Source organism: Allohoeflea poritis (assembly GCF_027889715.1).
Lineage (GTDB): Bacteria > Pseudomonadota > Alphaproteobacteria > Rhizobiales > Rhizobiaceae > Hoeflea_A > Hoeflea_A poritis.
Genome location: NZ_JAPJZH010000005.1, coordinates 131,425 through 148,878, shown reverse-complemented (window position 1 = coordinate 148,878; position 17,454 = coordinate 131,425). Strand labels below are relative to the sequence as shown.

Below are 17,454 nucleotides of genomic sequence, written 5' to 3'. Positions count from 1 at the left end.
CATCTCCCCCGATGCTTAGGAAAAAAGGCGACCCGATGGCCGCCTTCCATTGATGGTATCAAGGCCGCTCGATGCACATGGCAACGCCCATGCCGCCGCCGATGCAAAGGGTGGCAAGACCTTTCTTGACGCCCCGGCGCTGCATCTCGAAGAGCAGCGTGTTGAGAACGCGCGCGCCCGAGGCGCCGATCGGGTGGCCGATGGCGATGGCGCCGCCATTGACATTGACGATCTCGGAACTCCAGCCGAGATCCTTGTTGACCGCGCAGGCCTGCGCCGCGAACGCCTCATTGGCCTCGACAAGTTCGAGGTCGGAAACCGACCAGCCGGCCTTTTCAAGCGCTTTTTTGGAGGCCGGAATGGGGCCGGTGCCCATGATCTGCGGATCGACGCCGGCGGTCGCCCAGGAAACGATCTTCGCCATCGGCGTAATGCCGCGCTTGTTCGCTTCCTCTTCGCTCATCAAAACCACGGCCGCCGCGCCGTCATTGATGCCGGAAGCATTGGCTGCCGTAACCGTGCCTTCCTTGGAGAAGGCCGGGCGGAGCTTGGCCATCTGCTCGAGCGAAGCACCGTGACGGATATATTCGTCATCCTCGACGACAATGTCGCCCTTGCGCGTCTTTACCGTGAACGGAACGATCTCGTCCTTGAACCGGCCAGCCTTTTGGGCCGCTTCCGCCTTGTTCTGCGAGGCCACCGCAAACGCATCCTGCTCTTCCCGCGTAAGCTGCCAGCGCTGGGCGACGTTCTCGGCCGTGTTGCCCATGTGGTAACCGTAGAAAGCATCCGTCAGGCCGTCCTTGATCATCGTGTCGATCATTTTCAGATCGCCCATCTTCTGTCCGGCGCGCAGGTTCGCGCAATGCGGCGCCATGGACATGGACTCCTGTCCGCCGGCAACGACAATCGACGCATCGCCGGTAGCGATCTGCTGCATGCCCACGGCAACGGCGCGCAGGCCCGAGCCGCAAAGCTGGTTGAGGCCCCAGGCCGTTGCTTCCTGCGGCACCCCGGCGGCCATGGCCGCCTGGCGGGCCGGGTTCTGCCCTTCGCCGGCCTGCAGGATCTGGCCCATGATCACTTCATCCACGTCGGCGGGATCGACGCCGGCGCGCTCAAGGGCGCCCGAGATCGCCGTCGCGCCGAGTTCGTGTGCCGGGACATTTGCAAAGGCCCCGTTGAAGGAACCGACGGCCGTGCGGGCCGCGCTGGCTATAACGATTGGTGAATTTGTCATTGCTCTTCCCTGAAGGTTGAATGTGATCCGGGATCGTGTCGCCAATGAAATTGAAGCAGGTTGCTGCGGAAGTCAAACGCACCTGCAGCATAACCGCAATTCCTTGTCCTGCGCCTATCGCGCCGCTTTGAAGCGCCGAGCTCGCCGCATTGCACAAAGCGTTAGAAATAATGCTATACTTTTTCCCGCACTCATGATCATCTTGTTTCGCATCGGGGATACTACACGGTTTTTTTGATGTCGGCTTCGGGGCAAAAAGTATAATGTCTCCCATCGGAAACGTCCGACCAGGCAAGGTCCGACCGGGACGACAACCCAGCATATGCCGGCAGGGAGGTAGCATGCATGGCCAAGTCTGATGGGCAAATCGTCATCAAGAAATACGCCAATCGTCGGCTCTACAATACGGGTACCAGCACCTATGTGACGCTCGACGATCTGGCGGTCATGGTGAAGAACGGAGACGACTTCGTCGTCCTCGATGCCAAGTCAGGCGATGACATCACGCATTCCGTCCTGACGCAGATCATCTTCGAGCAGGAATCGAAGACGGGCAACACACTGCTGCCGGTGTCGTTTCTGCGGCAACTGATTTCCTATTACGGCGACCAGATGCAGATGCTGCTTCCGAGCTACCTGGAACATTCGATGACGGCCTTCACCGCTCAGCAGGACCAGATGCGCGAGCAGATTACCAAGGCGTTCGGGGAAACGCCGATGGCCCGAAACATGCAGATGCCGATGCAGATGATGGAAGAACAGGTGCGCCGCAACACGGAGATGTTCCAGCAGGCGATGCAGATGTTCTCGCCCTTCGCGGCAACCGATTCCAAGCCGGCCGAGGATGAAAAGCCGAAGACCGAAAGCAAGGATCTGAAAGAGCTCAAGGACCAGTTGCGGGCGCTTCAGGACAAGCTCGACTCGATGGACGGCTAATACTGTGTGCCTCAGCGCCTAGAGCAATTCTGAGTTAGCTTGGATCATTTGACCGCGGCGATATTGGTCTCTGGCTAGGCGGGTTGTGCGCCGTGGTGCGTCCCACCACAAGTGCGAGCCAACGACGCCAGAGACCAATATCGCCCGGCCCATTCGTCTTTGATCTTCAAAACGAACGTCCTTTCGAGGGTGGGGAAAATCAAATGCTTCAAGCTAACTCAGAATTGCTCTAAGCCCCACGCGGCTGGTTCGCGACGCGCCCTGCGGCGCGAGCACCGGTACGAAAACCCGGCGCGATGCCCGTTCGGCGACCGGCAAACCCTGGTAAAGACGCTTCTGGGCCTCAACGATCACCAGCCCGCTGAAGAAAGGCCAGTAGCGCCGGCCGAGCCGTTCGGTGGTGCGTGCCATGCTCTGGATGGCCTTGTGCCGGGACGGCGGAAAGAACAGCGCCTCCGCAAAGGCGCCCGGCGTAAAACTCGCATCGCGAAGCAGACCGGTGATCTGGTTGCGCGAATAGGGCGTTCCGGAACCGAATGGCGTGTGTTCGAGCCGCGCCCACACACCCCGCCGGTTCGGCACGGCAATCACCAGCCGCCCGCCCGGTGCCAGCACCCGCCATGCCTCCTTCAGCGTCTCGCGCGGATTTTCGGCATATTCCAGTGAGTGGATCATCAGGATCCGGTCGAGCGAAGCGTCCGGCAGCGGCAGTTCCTCATCAAAGACGAGCGCCGTCGCGGACGCTTCCAGCGTCGGCCAGTTGATGGCGCCCTGGCCGGCCGGCATGAAGGCGAATGTGCGTTCCGCGTCGGCCCGGAACCGGTCGAGATAGGGAACCGCATATCCGAGACCCATAAGCCGCTCGCCGGGCAGATCGCTCCACAGGGACGACACCGCCATGGCGATGGCTTCCTGCGCCAGCTTTCCAAGCCGGGTATGGTAAAACTGCCGCAAATCGACGATATCGGTATGCATTCGGCAAACCTAGTGCGTGATGCGCTTGATTTGAAGCGTTGCGGACCTCAAATCCGGTTTGGTTCCAATTGACGTTAACGGACCGCGAGCCTTTGTTGTAGAAAACCCGACACACAAAACCGGGAGAAAAAAGTGGCAGAGATCAAGATCGAGCAGTTTCCGTGCCGCGAGGACAATTTCGGCGTCCTCGTCCACGACCCGAAAACCGGCGTGACAGCCTCCATCGACGCGCCCGAGGAAGCGCCGATCATCGACGTGCTGGAGAGCAAGGGCTGGGGATTGAACCACATCTTTGTCACCCACCATCATTTTGACCATGTCGAGGCCATTCCGGCCTTGAAGCAACGCTACGGCGCCAATGTCTTCGGCCCGGCCTCCGAGGCCGCCAGGATACCCGGCATCGACGAGGCCCTGTCCGACGGTGACCATTTTCATTTCGGCAACCTGCGCGTCGAAATCATCGAAACGCCGGGCCACACGCTCGGCCATATCTGTTACTACATGCCGGAAGCCGGCGTGCTCTTCGCCGCCGACACGCTGTTCGCGCTTGGTTGCGGCCGCCTTTTCGAGGGCACTCCCGAACAGATGCACATGTCGCTGCAGCGCCTTGCCGCCCTTCCTGACGACACGATCGTCTATTGCGGGCACGAATATACCGCATCCAATGCGGCCTTTGCGGTCACGGTCGATCCGCAGAACGCGGCGCTTGAACGCCGGGCCGAGGAAATCGCCCGGCTACGCGATGCCGGCATGGCGACATTGCCCACCACCCTCGGCCTGGAAAAGGCGACCAATCCATTCCTGCGCCCGGACGATGCGGCAATCCGCGCGCATCTCGGCATGGTTGACGCCTCGGACGCCGAGGTCTTCACCGAGATCCGCCATCGCAAGGACAGATTCTGATCGAGCTGGACATGCCCGGCCGGGACGGACCGGCGAAGGTCAGTCAGGACACATGGGCCAATTTCTGGTCCCGCAACATGCGGATCAGATCGTCCGGCGGCATGGCGGGCGCAAAGGCATAGCCTTGTAGAATATTGCAACCCAGGTCGCGCAGGATCATTGCATGCTCCATCGTCTCCACGCCTTCGGCAACCACTTCGATGTTGAAGGAGCGGCCGATATCGACGATTGAAGCGACCAGGTTCTGCTGCGCTTTCGAACTGACGATCGGATCAACGAACTGCCTGTCGATCTTCAACCGGCGCGGTTTCAACTGCAGCAGACTGACGATCGACGCGTGACCGGTTCCGAAATCATCGACCTCGATGTCGATGCCCAGTTTCTTTATCTGATCGATGTTCGATTTCACAACATCATTGCAATCGTCGAGAAAGATGGATTCCACCAGTTCGAACGATACGGTCCCCGGTTCGAATTCGATGCCTTTGATTTCCTCGATCAGTCCCTCGTCGTGCAACCGCTTTGATGACACGTTGACAGAGACCTTCGGCAGCGTCATGCCGGCAGCCTTCCACATTTTGAACAGCCGGGTCGATTGCAGCAGTACAGACCTGTCGATCTGTGAAATGACATGCAATTCCTCGGCGATTTTCATGAAGTAGCCCGGCGCGAGAAGACCTTCGGTCGGGTGATGCCAGCGCACCAGCGCCTCAACCCCGACCAGCTCAAGAGACTGCGCGTCGAACTGCGGCTGGAAATAGGCAACGAACTCGTTGCGCTCGATGCCGTACAGGATTTCATCTGCAATGCGTTTGTTGCGGATGGTTTCTATCTGCAGCAAAGGCGTGAAGACTTCATAGCGGTTGCGGCCGAGATTCTTAGCCCGGTACAATGCGATGTCGGCATTGATCAGGAGCTGGTGTGGAGAGAAGAGGTTTTCCTCGTTGCGTGCGATCCCGACGCTGACACCGACCCGGCATTGGTGCCCGTCATGGGAAATGGGACGTTTCATCTCCTCGATGATCCGCTCGGCCAGTTCTATCGGGTATTCCTTGCTATGTGCCGCGCGGCAGAAGATGACAAATTCGTCTCCACCGATCCGGGCAACGAAATCGGTCTCCGCACTATTCGATTTCAGAACTTTCGAAGCATGCACCAGGACGGCGTCGCCGGCGCTGTGTCCGTGCGTGTCATTGATCTGTTTGAAGCGGTCAAGATCGATATGCAACATGGCCGAATTGGCGGAGTACGAGTTGCCGGCTCCGCTCAGTTCGTTGTCCAGGTATCGCCGGTTCGGAAGGTCGGTGAGCGGATCATGCAGGGAATTGTATTCGATATGAGCCTTGGCCGCTTCCAGTTCAGCATTGCGCGCATCTGACAGTTGCTTGGCCCGGCGAAGATCCTCATTGAGCGCAACATCTGCGGTCACGTCCCAGTTCACGCCGACAATCCGGGATGAGCCGTCCGATTCCTCATAGACCGCGCCAATGGCGCGGATATTGCGGATGCCGCCGCCGGGATGCTTGACGCGAAAATTCGAGTAATACCGTCCCTTGACGTCAATTGCCTTGCTGAACTCCTGCTCTGCCTTGGCCACATCATCGGGATGCAGGGCGTCGCGCCAATGCTCATATGTGCGTTCCCCGTCATCATCCGGATAGCCGTAAAGCTCGTTCATCCTGGCATCCCAGACGAGCTTGTTGGTGACAAGATCCAGTTCCCAGACACCGACCTTGGAGGCATCGAGCGCCAGTTCCAGGCGCCGCGACAGGCGCATCAGTTCGGCCTTGCTTCTGCGGGCTTCCGTGGCGTGGCGCTGTCTTTCCTCGATCAGCCTGCCGGTCACCAGGATTGGAACCATGATAAGGATGCCGGAAATCACAATCGCCAGACGCATCCACCAGACTTCTGCCGCTGGCGCGGCCCACCCGTCCTTTGGCGTGGCCATCAGCACCCATGACCCCCACGGCAGGGAAATCTCGACGCTGACCGGGTCAGAATCTCTGACGTGATCGGGACCGTAAAACTGTTCGCCGTCCAGGCCGAGTCCATCCGTTCCGAATACGGCTATGTCAATCGGCAGATTCGTGTCCAGAAGTCCGCTGTCACGGTAGAGCTTCTCGACATCCACGACAGCGGAAACGATGCCCCAGAATGTGCTTGCACCGTTCTCACCATCGATAAAAACGGGCAGCCGCCCGATGAACCCCTGACCGCCCTGCACCAGGTTAACCGGTCCGGCAAGGATCAGCTCATTGAGATCCCGTGCTTTCAGTGCGGCGTCGCGCTGCGCCTGATTGCGTCGATAATCGAGACCGATCGCCTTTTCATTCCCCTCCAGCGGATACATGAGCGAAATGACAAGGTCCGGGGCGCCGGCGATATTGCGCAACTGAGAGCGTTTTTTCAGAAGTGATCCGACGAGTTCAGCAAACCGGTTCTGCGACATGTCGGGTTCGGTTGCAATGGTCGCGACCAGACCGCGAACCATTTGAATATTGCTGTTGATGTTTCCTTCAAGCTTGGTGCGAATTAAGTTCGCCTCGCTCAACACTTCGGAACGCAAGTGGCGCTCAATAACCCGCTGATTGAGCATATCCGCGAAGTATCCGCAAATCACGATGACCACCAAAGCAATCGCCGTAGAAACACGGGTCGGCTTCAAAATAGAAGCGATGGCACGTCGCCGGGTTGCCGGAGAGAAACGCATAATAATACTCAGCAATCAGTACCTGGTCACGACAATCACAACACCAATAAACGAATTTACTTAAGATAATGCGACCAGCCGAAAAGCAACTCTCAGTTGATAGTCCGATTTGCCCGCTGAAATGTGGTTGTTGTGCCGTGCAATCGACCGATCTGAAAAGCGAAAGGGGCAGGAACCGCGGCGAAAACGCGATGCCGGTCAGATCAGCTGCAACGTGGAAAGGGTGATCAGAACCTGGGCAAAATAGTAGCTGACCCACACGAAACGCGCACGAAGGAACGGCGCGTCCTCGGGGCCCAGGAGAAACTTCTGTGCGGCAAGCACCGTATCCGATGCCATGAAGAGCAGCGCACCGGCAACAACACCCCATCCGGGAATCAAAAGCGCGGAAAGACCCATGGCGACGATAACGGCAATGTAGGCAGCAACGGCTGGCCCCATAGGCCCTGCCGCCGGAATGATGCGCACCGAAGCAACCATTGCGGCAAGGACGATCGCCGCACCGATCCCGAACCGCAAGGGCTGTGCGACCACGACCTCCGACGAACCAAGGCCGAGGAAAAGCACGGCATATAGAATGTGCCCGACGAGAAAGGCCGCTAACCCGATCAGAAAGGCCCGTTCATCGTCTTGCGCAAGGAATGCGTCGCCCGCTGCACACAAAAGCAGCGCCGCTGTCAGCAGGATCGGCCCGCCGACAATGACCGACAGGGCCGCAAGCAGAGCCACGGACAAGGTCTTGGCGCCGGTCCGCCGCGCCGATGGCGGTCTTTCGACCATGAACAGATAAAGAAACGCGGCAGCGGCTGAAAACAGGAGACTGCCGAGTTGCGGCGAGTCGATACCGTATTCGAAGATCGGCATCTACTGTTCCGTCCGTTTTTGCGGCGCGCGCACGAACAGGAGATCCTTGGCGGCGAGCGCCGCTCCGCCGGTGATCAGCAGGCAGGCGGCGGCAATGCGCCAGTCCAGGCGTCCTGCGCCGGCTGCAATCAGGATCAGCGTCGAAAGCAGCGGCGCCGCATAACTGGCCGCGCCGAGGACCTGGATATTGCCCCGCTTGACACCGTAGTCCCAGGCATAGAAAGCCGCGCCGACAGGCAGCAGGCCGAGCCCGGCGACCGCCAGCCGCTGCCCGGCTCCGGCCGGCCACACGGTTTGCTCCAGGAACAGATGACAGACCAGGGAAAGCACGGCCGTCATGGCGCAGAAGCCCGTCACCACATCGGTCGGAACCGCGCCGAAACGACGCGACAGCAGGGAGTAGCCCGACCATGTAAAGGCGCACAGAAGCGCGGCGCCATAGCCAAAAGCGAACCGGTCGTCGAAGGAAAGCCCGTTGCGCGACACGATCAGGATCGTTCCCACAAGACCGGCAAATGCGCCGGCGATGTGCTGCCACCCGAGACGTTCTCCCGGCAGCATCGCCGACCCGACAACGATGAGCAGCGGCCACAGATAGGCGATCAGGCCCGCCTCCACGGCCGGTGCGTTGCGCAGCGCCGTGAAATAGAGAAAGTGATAGCCGAACAGGCCACCGACGCCGAGCAGCCAGACCGGCAGCGGCTGGCGCAGGGCGCGAAGGCCCGAGGGGCGGAACGCCAGCGCAACCAGGCCGATGACCGTGCCGATGGAAAAGCACATGGCGGCAAGCTGGAAGGGCGGCACATTGCCCGACGACGCCGTCAGCAGCGCCAGCAGCGACCACATGATGATGGCGCTAAATCCGATCAGCGTTGCCTGCATGAATTCCGTCTTTCGCGATCTGATGGGCGGGATCGGCCCGGGCGCCGGATTATCTAGCTTATTCGCCGCGGACACGCTAGCGAAGAGTCCATTCCGACTTGACGCACGCCCCGGCTGAGACTATAGAACCGCGACTTTCCAATGACAGGTCAGGACGCTGCGGCCGGGCACGGCACCGCGGACGTATTCCCAAGGCCCAATAAACACGAAGGTGAAACCCATGTCCCGCAGTTGCGAATTGACCGGCAAGGCCGTCCAGTCGGGCAACAATGTGAGCCACGCGAACAACAAGACGCGCCGCAAGTTCCTGCCGAACCTGCACGCCGTCACGCTGATCTCCGATGCGCTCGGCCAGCGCTACCGCCTGCGCGTCTCCGCGGCGGCTCTGCGTACGGTAGAGCATCGCGGCGGTCTCGACGCGTTCCTGCTCAAGGCCAGCGAGAAAGAACTCTCGATGCGCGCCCGCCTGCTGAAGCGCCAGGTTGCCAAGAAGATTGCCGAAACGGCGGCCTGAACGGCTGACGTGAAAATTATGTAGTGGCGGGCCGGCAATTCGGCCCGTATTCTTGTGGCCGGCCGGTTTCCGGTTCGGGCCTCGCTGGTGGCATCACCCAGGATAAAAAAATGCTCGTTCAATCCGCACGCACCGCCTTTGGCGCGATTTCCCGCATCTATCCCTATATGCTTGCCATGACCCTGGTGGTCATCGCGTCGAACTATCTCGTCCAGTTCCCGGTCATGTACACGCTGGGACCGTTCATCCTCGAAGACCTTCTGACCTGGGGCGCATTCACCTATCCGATCGCCTTTCTGGTGACCGACCTTTCCAACCGGCATTTCGGCCCGGCAAAGGCGCGTCTCGTGGTAACGGCCGGTTTTGTCCTCGCTGTCGGCATCTCGGTCTATGTCGCGACCCCGCGCATCGCCATCGCCTCCGGCACGGCATTCCTCGTCGCGCAGCTGCTGGATGTCTCGATCTTCGACCGCCTGCGCCACTCCCACTGGTGGCATGCGCCGCTGCTTTCGTCGGTGCTCGGCTCGATCCTCGACACGGTCCTGTTCTTCTCGCTTGCCTTCGCGGCCAGCTTCGCCGTGCTCGGAGCCAATGATGCCTTCGCCATCGAAGCGGCGCCGCTCGTCGGCTTCTTTTCCGTGGAAGTGCCGCGCTGGATGTCCTGGGCGCTCGGCGACCTCAGCGTCAAGCTGCTGGTCTCGCTGATGATGCTGGCGCCCTACCGGGTGCTTCTGTCGCTGTTCCGGCTGCATCGTCCGGCCGGGCAGAACGGCTAGTTCGCATTCTCTTCCTCGACCAGCGCGAACTCGAGAATGAGATTGCGCTGCAGGATCGAGTGATTGTCGTCCGACGCCAATAGGATTCGGGTTCCGCCATCGGAGGCCTCGAACACGTCCAGGCTTTCCATATTGTCGATCTGCTCACCGAAATCGGCTTCGATCAGCACCGGCCCGTCCACGGTCTTGCCGGGCGCGACATCTTCCGCTGCGATGCGGCGGATGCGCATGCCGACGCCCTCGGCGATGGAAAAACGCCGCTCCAGCAGCAGCAGGTCGCCATTGGGCAGGAAATCGCCGTCGGTCACGTCGAAAGGCGGATAACGGCGAACGAAAAACACACCCTTTTCCGGGCCGGTGACAATCGCCGCGAAGATATCGCCTTTCTTGTCGAGGCTCTTCTCGCTTACCGCGACCAGCGCGCCGTCCAGCGGCGATCCGGCGGGTGCCCTGGCCAGTGCTTCCAGACCGCGATTGTTGCGGAATTCATGGGTCGGGATCGGTTGCGGAACATCGGCAACCGGGCTGGCCAGCGGCACAGCGTCCAGGCGGTAGCGCTCGATCCGGTGCCGGCGCTCGAAACTGACAAAGACATCCTCGCCGTCAACCGCAAGCCCTTCGGCATCGGCACGCCAGCGCGCCTCGATCACGCGCCCGGCCTTGTCGCGCATAGCGGCCGCGCGCAGATCGGCAATCCCCGACAGACGCCCCTCACTGTCGCGCTCGAGGCGGCCGGCGATCCAGTGGCCCGTGTCGAGAACGCCGATGAACCGGGAGCGATCACCCAGAAGCCGAAGCGCCGACAGACCGCCGAAGATATCTTCCGACGAAGAAATCTCGATGCCGCCGAGATATTCAAGATCGCCGAAGACCGTCTGGTTGGAGCGCACCTTGAATTTCGGTATTTGCGTGGCTTCGACGGAGATCTGATGCAGCTTTTCATCCTTCGCCCCGGCGGAGACCGGAACGGCCGCGAGAACAGCGGCGAGAGCCATTGCAGCCCGGATATCCATAATGCCTTACCTACCCGGCCCTGCGCATCATGGCGCCGCCGGATTCCTCCTCGAACAGCGACGCAAGCTGTTCCGTCATCGCGCCCGCAAGCTCCTCGGCATCGACGATCGTCACCGCGCGGCGATAGTAGCGCGTCACGTCATGGCCGATGCCGATCGCCAGCAATTCGATCGGCGATTTCGTCTCGATCTCTTCAATCACGGCCCGCAGGTGCCGTTCGAGATAGTTGCCGGGATTGACCGAAAGCGTCGAATCATCGACCGGCGCACCGTCCGAGATCATCATCAGGATACGGCGCTGCTCGGGCCGTCCGAGCAACCGGTTATGCGCCCAGATCAGCGCCTCGCCGTCGATATTTTCCTTCAGCAACCCCTCGCGCATCATCAGGCCGAGATTGCGCCGCGCCCGCCGCCATGGCGCATCGGCGGATTTATAGATGATATGGCGCAGATCATTGAGCCGGCCGGGATTGGCCGGTTTGCCCTCGCCGAGCCATTTCTCGCGCGCCTGCCCGCCTTTCCATGCCTTGGTGGTAAAGCCGAGGATCTCCACCTTGACGCCGCAGCGCTCCAGGGTGCGGGCAAGGATGTCGGCGCAGGTTGCGGCAACCGTGATCGGGCGGCCGCGCATCGAACCCGAATTGTCGATCAGCAGCGTGACGACCGTATCGCGGAAATTGGTGTCGCGCTCCATCTTGAAGGACAGCGGCTGCATCGGATCGATGACGAGCCGCACCAGCCGCGCCGAATCGAGATAGCCTTCTTCGAGATCGAACTCCCAGGCCCGGTTCTGCTGCGCCATCAGCCGCCGCTGCAGGCGGTTGGCGAGCCGCCCGACAACGCCCTGCAGATGCGAGAGCTGCTTGTCGAGGAAGGCGCGCAGGCGATCCAGTTCCGCCTCCTCGCACAATTCCTCGGCGGCAACCGTCTCGTCGAACTGCTCGGTGAAGACACCATAGTCGACCTTCTGGCCGAGATCGTCGAAGGGCAGGTTCGGCCGGCGCGTCTCGCCCGGCGTTTCGGCGTCCTCATTGTCATCGTCGAGCATGTCCTCGTCGGTGACCTCGGCGCCGTCCATCTCGCCGTCTTCCATCTGCTCGTCGGCGGATTCGTTTTCCTCGGCGGGAGCGGCGTCCGATCCGGCTTCTTCTTCCGAAGACTGATCGTTCTCCTCCTCGGAGCGCGGTTGGTCATCGTCGTCGGAATTGTCCTGCTGATCCTGCTGCTCGGGGTCCTCGCCGAATTCCTCGGCGACCTCCATATGGGCCAGCATGTCGCGCACCAGCCGGGCGAATTTCTGCTGGTCCTCCAGCACTTCGCCCAGATGCGTCATGTCATCGCCGGCCTTGTCTTCGATGAACTCGCGCCAAAGGTCGAGAACCGGACCGGCGGTTTCCGGGGGTGCCTGGCCCGTCAGTTTCTCGCGCACCATCAGCGACAGCGCATCGTGCAGCGGCGCCTGCGAGCGGTCGGTGACATTGCGGTAACCGGCCTTGGCGCAGCGGTCGGTCAGGACGGCTGTCAGGTTTTCGGCGACACCGGCCATGCGGTTGGAGCCGATCGCCTCGACCCGCGCCTGTTCGATCGCATCGAAAATCGCCCGCGCATCCTCGCCCTGCGGTGCCATGGCGTTATGAATCGCGCTGTCATGGCAGGCCTTGCGAAGCGCCATGGAATCGCCGAAGCCGCGGGTGATATCGATATCGCCGCGCGTCGGCCGCTTGGGAAGATCGGGTATGCGGGCGCGTTCTCCGGCTACGCCCGGACGGTCATTGGCGAAAACGACCTCAAGCTCGTGGTCATTGGCGATCGAGCGGACACAGCCGGTCAGAGCGCGCTTGAACGGCTCGGAATCGACCGGCGGACGGGAGGGCGCCCTCGAATTGTCACCGCGTCCCGCCATCGGAACCTACGAATCCAGGACGATGTTCGCGGCGCTGTCCTTGAGCTCCTCGCCAAAGGCGCGCTGATATTGTTCGGCCACCAGGGCACGTTCCAGCTCATCGCACTTGTTCAGGAAGGTCAGCTGGAATGCGAAGGCAAGATCGCCGAATATCTCGGCATTCTCGGCCCAGGTGATGACCGTTCGCGGGCTCATGACGGTCGACAGATCGCCATTGATGAAGGCGGCGCGCGTCATGTCGGCCACCCGGACCATCTTGGACACCCTGTCGCGGCCTTCTTCCGTATCGAAGCTCTTGACCTTGGCAAGCACGATATTGACCTCGTTGTCGTGCGGCAGGTAGTTGAGCGTCGTCACGATCGACCAGCGGTCCATCTGCGCCTGGTTGATCTGCTGTGTGCCGTGATAGAGACCGGTCGTGTCGCCGAGGCCGACTGTATTGGCCGTGGCAAACAGGCGGAACGCCGGATGCGGGCGGATAACGCGGCTCTGGTCGAGCAGCGTCAGGCGGCCGGATGATTCCAGCACCCGCTGAATGACGAACATGACATCGGGCCGGCCGGCATCGTATTCGTCGAACACCAGTGCGACATTGTGCTGATAGGCCCAGGGCAGGATGCCGTCGCGGAACTCCGTGACCTGCTGGCCCTCTTTGAGCACGATCGCATCCTTGCCGACGAGATCGATACGGCTGACATGACTGTCGAGATTGACGCGCACGCAGGGCCAGTTGAGCCGCGCCGCGACCTGCTCGATATGGGTCGACTTGCCGGTGCCGTGATAGCCGGAAACCATGACGCGGCGGTTATGGGCAAAACCCGCCAGGATCGCCCGCGTCGTGTCGGGGTCGAAGAGGTAGTCCGGATCGAGATCCGGCACATAGGCGTCGGCCTGCGAATAGGCCGGCACCGTCAGATCGGTGTCGATATCAAAAGCTTCCCGCACCGATACAGTCGTATCCGGCAGATCGGAAATATCGAGGTCAATCTTGTTCATCATGTCTCCAACGCGGCCTTTCCGTTCAGCCGTCTTGCGCATCCGAGCGCCGTTTTTGTCCGTGAGCTGTTTATCCGCAGGCATGATCCGGAGCAAGGAATGCTTGGGTTTGATCCGTTGACCGCGGCGAATTCGGCTGCTGACACGGCGAGCCGCTGCGAGGTGTAAACCCATCGATGTCCGAGGTCAACGCGGTCGGATGTTCAAACTTGAGCATTTTTCCGACCTAGCAGAAACCGGACTGCTTCAGCAATTGGTAGGCCTGTATCACCTCGCGAAACCGGTCTTCTGATCCCCGGTCGCCGCCATTAGCGTCGGGATGGTGTTGCTTTACCAGCTCCTTGTAGCGGGTCTTGATGTCGTTGGATGTCGCATTTGCGGCAAGGCCCATTGTGTCGAAGGCCTTCGCCTCCAGCGTCTTGAGCTTGCGCCTGCGCGGCTGCGGCCGCCCCGCCTGACGCTCCTCGAAAAGCCGGAACGGATCGCGCATATTGGCGTAGGATGCCGCGCTGCCGGAGCGCGCCTGCGACTGCTGCGGATTGGGCCGCGCCGTCGACGACTTGTTGACCCCCACGGTCCAGGTCGGCCGATGGCCGGTCAGCGCTTCCTTCTGGTAGCGGGCGATCTCGCTGTCGGACAATCCGGAGAAATAATTGTAGCCCTTGTTGTATTCGCGCACATGCTCGGCGCAGAACAGGAAATATTCTCCCTCCGCATCGCGTCCGACAGGCGCGCGGAACTCGCCCTTTTTCTCGCAGCCGTCCCACTGGCAGATGGGCGTTTCCTCCTTCGCCTTGGCGCCGGCCTTTCCCTTGCCCTTGCGTTTGGACGAACGAATGCTGTCAAAATATTTCGAATCCAGTTTCATGTGCTCAATTATGATGTGTGCCGGCAACGCGAACAAGAATTGACTTGTCGCAAATTGCCCTATTATCGGGATCGGACCGAGTCGCACGGGATCGCGATTCATCCGCCTCGGTCCGGGGCGCGGTAGCATAGCAGGAAAGAGCTGTCATGACAGGGCAAAACGGTTCAATTGAGTTACGCATGACAAAAAAACTCCGTGAGGCGTTTTCGCCGCAGCGGCTGGAGGTCATCAACGAAAGTCACCTGCATGCAGGCCATCAGGAGAGTTTCGACGGCACCGGCGAAACCCATTTCAGGGTCCGCATTGTTTCGTCCGCATTCACCGGCATGCCGCGCATTGCGCGCCACCGAGCGGTCAACGAATTGCTCGGCGACGAGCTGCGCGACGGCGTCCACGCGCTGGCGATCGAACCGGCCGCGCCCGACGAGAAAGTCCGCTGGTAGCGCCGATCAGCCGCCGCTCGCGGCCGAAAGCGGCCGGATGCGCAGCTTGGTGATTCGGTTCTTGACGCGCTTGAGCACGATGAACCGCATGCCATGATAGGTGAATGCCTGACGTTCCTCGGGAATGATTTGCGATTCGTGAATCACCAGGCCGGCGACCGTTGTTGCCTCCTCGTCCGGCAGATCCCAGTCGAGCGCCCGGTTGAGATCGCGGATCGGTACGCTGCCGTCGACCACAACGGAACCGTCAGCCTCCTGGTGCACGCCCCTGATATCGAGATCGTGTTCGTCGGCGATGTCACCGACGATTTCCTCAAGGATATCTTCCAGCGTCACCAGCCCTTCGACCTCGCCATATTCGTCGACCACGACGGCGAAATGCGCCTTGCGCCGCAGGAAGGCGTTGAGCTGGTCCTTCAGATTGGTGGTATCGGGGACGAACCAGGGCTTCTGCGCCGTCTTGACGATATCGACGGTCTGCCTGTCGCCGCCGCTACCGGCGAGTGCCCGCAGGACATCCTTGGCGTGAATGACGCCGATGATGTTGTCGGTTTCTCCGCGCCACACGGGCATGCGGGTATAGGGGCTTTCCAGGATCTGCTTCACGGCGGTCTCGGGATCCTCGTCGGCATTGATCATCCGCATGGCGGTGCGGTGGACCATGATGTCCGAGACCTCCAGTTCGCCGAGATCCAGCACGCCGCCAAGCCGGTCACGATCCGCCTTGATGACCGAACCTTCCCGGTGCAGCAGCGCCACCGCGCCGCGCAATTCCTCCTGCGCGGACAGCATCGAGGTTTCCGTCGAAAGGGTCACGCCGAGCAGGCCGAGAAGCCGGCGCACGATGGCGTTGACCGCGATGGACAGCGGTCCCACGAAGGCCACGAAGACACGCACGACCGGCGCCACGGTCAGGGCAAAACGGTCGGTCGACGAAATCGCCCAGCTCTTGGGCAGCACTTCGGCGAAGATCACCAGCATGACGGTCATGGCAAGGGTCGCATAGGCGACGCCCGCCTCACCGAACAGGTTGAGGAAAAGGCTGGTGGCAAGGGCCGAGGCCAGAATGTTGACCAGGTTGTTGCCGATCAGCAAAGCGCCAATCAGCCGGTCGCGCCGCTCGATCAGGCGCGCCACGATGCCGGCCCGTTTCTGCCCGTTCGCCTCGAGCTGGTGCATGCGCGCGCGCGATGCCGCGGTCAGCGCCGTCTCGGATCCCGAAAAGAACCCGGACAGCGCGATCAGAAACAAAATGACGAGTATTGTCAGCCAGTATTCGGCGATCATTGTGGGTGTTTTTCCTTCAAGAAACCCAGAACCTCGGACGACGGTACGTCATCGGCGATGAACGACTGTCCGATCCCCCGCGTCAGGACGAATGTCAGCTTGCCCCGTTTGACCTTTTTGTCCTGCGCAATGTGATGCATCAATATATCGGGTGCGGGCAGGTCACCGTCAATATCGCCCAGCGCGGTCGGCAGGCCCACCGCTTTGAGATGCGCAGCAACACGACGCGCATCGTCCGGGCTTGCCAGATTCATCCGCGCCGAAAACTCATGCGCCAGCACCAGGCCGATTGCCACGGCTTCGCCGTGCACCAGCCGGCGCCCGTCATAACCGACCGCTGCTTCCAGCGCATGGCCGAATGTGTGGCCGAGATTGAGCAGTGCCCGTTTGCCGTTTTCGCGCTCATCGGCCGCGACGACATCGGCCTTGGCCCGGCAGCTTGTCGCAATGGCCTCGATACGCGCCGGCCCGCCGGTGAAGACCTGCGGCCAGTTGTCTTCGAGCCAGGCGAAGAAATCGGGACGGTCGATCAGGCCGTATTTGGCAACCTCCGCATAACCGGCCCGGAACTCGCGTTCCGACAGCGTATCGAGCGCAGCCGTGTCGGCCAGCACCAGCGCCGGCTGGTGGAAGGCGCCGATCAGGTTCTTGCCGTGGCCGGTATTGATGCCCGTCTTGCCGCCGACCGAGGAATCGACCTGCGCCAGCAGCGAGGTGGGGATCTGCACGAACCGCATGCCCCGCCGCACGACGCTGGCGACGAAACCGGCGAGATCACCGATCACCCCGCCGCCAAGCGCGATCACCGCATCGCCGCGTTCCAGCCTCGCCTCCAGAACACCGTGCGCGGCTTCGATCAGATGTTCGAAGCTCTTGGTCTTCTCGCCTGCAGGCAGCACGATATCGGTGCTTTCGATGCCTTCCCGCGCAAGCCCCTCGCGCAGGATGGGCAGATACAGCTCCGCCACGGTCTCATCGCTGATGATCGCCGCATTGATCCCGTTAAGCCGCGCGGCGATCTGCGCGCCCGCGTCCGCAATCAGGCCGGGTCCGATCAGGATGTCGTAGGAACGCTCGCCAAGCTCGACCCTTACACAGGTCCGGTCCGGCGCCGCGACGGCTTTCGTCATGCATTCAATCCCTT

Annotated in this window: 16 protein-coding genes; 5 read left to right on the top strand and 11 right to left on the bottom strand. The window is 61.2% G+C overall.

Annotated features, from left to right (window positions below):
* Positions 1-58 precede the first annotated feature (58 nt).
* On the bottom strand, positions 59-1,240 hold the full coding sequence (locus OOZ53_RS10010; RefSeq protein ID WP_271089359.1) for an acetyl-CoA C-acetyltransferase: 1,182 nt from the start codon (positions 1,238-1,240) through the stop codon (positions 59-61).
* A 345-nt stretch (positions 1,241-1,585) separates the two neighbouring features.
* Between OOZ53_RS10010 and phaR the strand changes: the two genes are divergently transcribed.
* The gene (gene phaR / locus OOZ53_RS10005; RefSeq protein WP_271089358.1) at positions 1,586-2,176 is read left to right on the top strand and encodes a polyhydroxyalkanoate synthesis repressor PhaR; all 591 of its coding nucleotides are present in this window, start codon (positions 1,586-1,588) and stop codon (positions 2,174-2,176) included.
* A 213-nt stretch (positions 2,177-2,389) separates the two neighbouring features.
* Here the strand turns inward: phaR and OOZ53_RS10000 are convergent, their stop codons facing one another.
* Positions 2,390-3,151, bottom strand: a complete 762-nt coding sequence (locus tag OOZ53_RS10000; protein ID WP_271089357.1) for a class I SAM-dependent methyltransferase — start codon at positions 3,149-3,151, stop codon at positions 2,390-2,392.
* A 132-nt stretch (positions 3,152-3,283) separates the two neighbouring features.
* On the opposite strand from OOZ53_RS10000, the gene gloB reads away from it, so the two are divergent.
* On the top strand, positions 3,284-4,054 hold the full coding sequence (gene gloB / locus OOZ53_RS09995; protein WP_271089356.1) for a hydroxyacylglutathione hydrolase: 771 nt from the start codon (positions 3,284-3,286) through the stop codon (positions 4,052-4,054).
* Positions 4,055-4,097: 43 nt separating this feature from the next.
* On the opposite strand, the gene OOZ53_RS09990 is transcribed toward gloB, so the two are convergent.
* The 3 genes from OOZ53_RS09990 to yddG all read right to left on the bottom strand — a co-directional run bounded on the left by OOZ53_RS09990 (position 4,098) and on the right by yddG (position 8,510).
* On the bottom strand, positions 4,098-6,545 hold the full coding sequence (locus OOZ53_RS09990; RefSeq protein WP_271089354.1) for a bifunctional diguanylate cyclase/phosphodiesterase: 2,448 nt from the start codon (positions 6,543-6,545) through the stop codon (positions 4,098-4,100).
* Between the two features lie 417 nt (positions 6,546-6,962).
* Positions 6,963-7,628 carry a lysoplasmalogenase gene (locus tag OOZ53_RS09985; RefSeq protein ID WP_271089353.1) on the bottom strand — a complete coding sequence of 222 codons (666 nt, stop codon included), beginning with the start codon at positions 7,626-7,628 and terminating at the stop codon, positions 6,963-6,965.
* A complete protein-coding gene (gene yddG, locus OOZ53_RS09980) occupies positions 7,629-8,510 on the bottom strand; it encodes an aromatic amino acid exporter YddG (RefSeq protein WP_271089352.1) in 882 nt (293 codons plus the stop codon).
* A gap of 220 nt (positions 8,511-8,730) precedes the next feature.
* Here yddG and rpmB point away from each other — a divergent pair, with 220 nt between their 5' ends.
* Both rpmB and OOZ53_RS09970 read left to right on the top strand, forming a co-directional pair.
* Positions 8,731-9,024 carry a 50S ribosomal protein L28 gene (gene rpmB / locus OOZ53_RS09975; RefSeq protein WP_271089351.1) on the top strand — a complete coding sequence of 98 codons (294 nt, stop codon included), beginning with the start codon at positions 8,731-8,733 and terminating at the stop codon, positions 9,022-9,024.
* Between the two features lie 110 nt (positions 9,025-9,134).
* Positions 9,135-9,800, top strand: a complete 666-nt coding sequence (locus OOZ53_RS09970; protein ID WP_271089350.1) for a queuosine precursor transporter — start codon at positions 9,135-9,137, stop codon at positions 9,798-9,800.
* Here OOZ53_RS09970 and OOZ53_RS09965 read toward each other — a convergent pair.
* From OOZ53_RS09965 to OOZ53_RS09950, 4 genes are all read right to left on the bottom strand, one after another.
* Positions 9,797-10,795 carry an esterase-like activity of phytase family protein gene (locus OOZ53_RS09965; protein ID WP_271089349.1) on the bottom strand — a complete coding sequence of 333 codons (999 nt, stop codon included), beginning with the start codon at positions 10,793-10,795 and terminating at the stop codon, positions 9,797-9,799. The genes OOZ53_RS09970 and OOZ53_RS09965 overlap by 4 nt on opposite strands.
* Positions 10,796-10,823: 28 nt before the next feature.
* On the bottom strand, positions 10,824-12,716 hold the full coding sequence (gene cobT, locus OOZ53_RS09960) for a cobaltochelatase subunit CobT (RefSeq protein ID WP_271089347.1): 1,893 nt from the start codon (positions 12,714-12,716) through the stop codon (positions 10,824-10,826).
* Positions 12,717-12,722: 6 nt separating this feature from the next.
* Entirely contained in the window at positions 12,723-13,712 is a 990-nt protein-coding gene (cobS, locus tag OOZ53_RS09955; protein ID WP_271089346.1) for a cobaltochelatase subunit CobS, read from the bottom strand.
* A 226-nt stretch (positions 13,713-13,938) separates the two neighbouring features.
* Entirely contained in the window at positions 13,939-14,580 is a 642-nt protein-coding gene (locus OOZ53_RS09950) for a J domain-containing protein (RefSeq protein ID WP_425499127.1), read from the bottom strand.
* Between the two features lie 179 nt (positions 14,581-14,759).
* Here OOZ53_RS09950 and OOZ53_RS09945 point away from each other — a divergent pair, with 179 nt between their 5' ends.
* A complete protein-coding gene (locus OOZ53_RS09945; RefSeq protein ID WP_271089345.1) occupies positions 14,760-15,023 on the top strand; it encodes a BolA family protein in 264 nt (87 codons plus the stop codon).
* A gap of 6 nt (positions 15,024-15,029) precedes the next feature.
* On the opposite strand, the gene OOZ53_RS09940 is transcribed toward OOZ53_RS09945, so the two are convergent.
* Both OOZ53_RS09940 and aroB read right to left on the bottom strand, forming a co-directional pair.
* Positions 15,030-16,310 (bottom strand): HlyC/CorC family transporter, encoded by a 1,281-nt coding sequence (locus OOZ53_RS09940; RefSeq protein WP_271089344.1) that lies wholly within the window; start codon positions 16,308-16,310, stop codon positions 15,030-15,032.
* On the bottom strand, positions 16,307-17,440 hold the full coding sequence (gene aroB, locus OOZ53_RS09935; RefSeq protein ID WP_271089342.1) for a 3-dehydroquinate synthase: 1,134 nt from the start codon (positions 17,438-17,440) through the stop codon (positions 16,307-16,309). The genes OOZ53_RS09940 and aroB overlap by 4 nt, the downstream gene beginning before the upstream one ends.
* Positions 17,441-17,454: the final 14 nt, after the last annotated feature.

Coding starts and splice junctions, on each gene's coding strand:
- OOZ53_RS10010 (WP_271089359.1), bottom strand. CDS start 1,240: ATGACAAATTCACCAATCGTTATAGCCAGCGCGGCCCGCACGGCCGTC.
- phaR (WP_271089358.1), top strand. CDS start 1,586: ATGGCCAAGTCTGATGGGCAAATCGTCATCAAGAAATACGCCAATCGT.
- OOZ53_RS10000 (WP_271089357.1), bottom strand. CDS start 3,151: ATGCATACCGATATCGTCGATTTGCGGCAGTTTTACCATACCCGGCTT.
- OOZ53_RS09990 (WP_271089354.1), bottom strand. CDS start 6,545: ATGGTTCGCGGTCTGGTCGCGACCATTGCAACCGAACCCGACATGTCG.
- OOZ53_RS09985 (WP_271089353.1), bottom strand. CDS start 7,628: ATGCCGATCTTCGAATACGGTATCGACTCGCCGCAACTCGGCAGTCTC.
- yddG (WP_271089352.1), bottom strand. CDS start 8,510: ATGCAGGCAACGCTGATCGGATTTAGCGCCATCATCATGTGGTCGCTG.
- rpmB (WP_271089351.1), top strand. CDS start 8,731: ATGTCCCGCAGTTGCGAATTGACCGGCAAGGCCGTCCAGTCGGGCAAC.
- OOZ53_RS09970 (WP_271089350.1), top strand. CDS start 9,135: ATGCTCGTTCAATCCGCACGCACCGCCTTTGGCGCGATTTCCCGCATC.
- OOZ53_RS09965 (WP_271089349.1), bottom strand. CDS start 10,795: ATGGCTCTCGCCGCTGTTCTCGCGGCCGTTCCGGTCTCCGCCGGGGCG.
- cobT (WP_271089347.1), bottom strand. CDS start 12,716: ATGGCGGGACGCGGTGACAATTCGAGGGCGCCCTCCCGTCCGCCGGTC.
- cobS (WP_271089346.1), bottom strand. CDS start 13,712: ATGAACAAGATTGACCTCGATATTTCCGATCTGCCGGATACGACTGTA.
- OOZ53_RS09950 (WP_425499127.1), bottom strand. CDS start 14,580: ATGAAACTGGATTCGAAATATTTTGACAGCATTCGTTCGTCCAAACGC.
- OOZ53_RS09945 (WP_271089345.1), top strand. CDS start 14,760: ATGACAAAAAAACTCCGTGAGGCGTTTTCGCCGCAGCGGCTGGAGGTC.
- OOZ53_RS09940 (WP_271089344.1), bottom strand. CDS start 16,310: ATGATCGCCGAATACTGGCTGACAATACTCGTCATTTTGTTTCTGATC.
- aroB (WP_271089342.1), bottom strand. CDS start 17,440: ATGACGAAAGCCGTCGCGGCGCCGGACCGGACCTGTGTAAGGGTCGAG.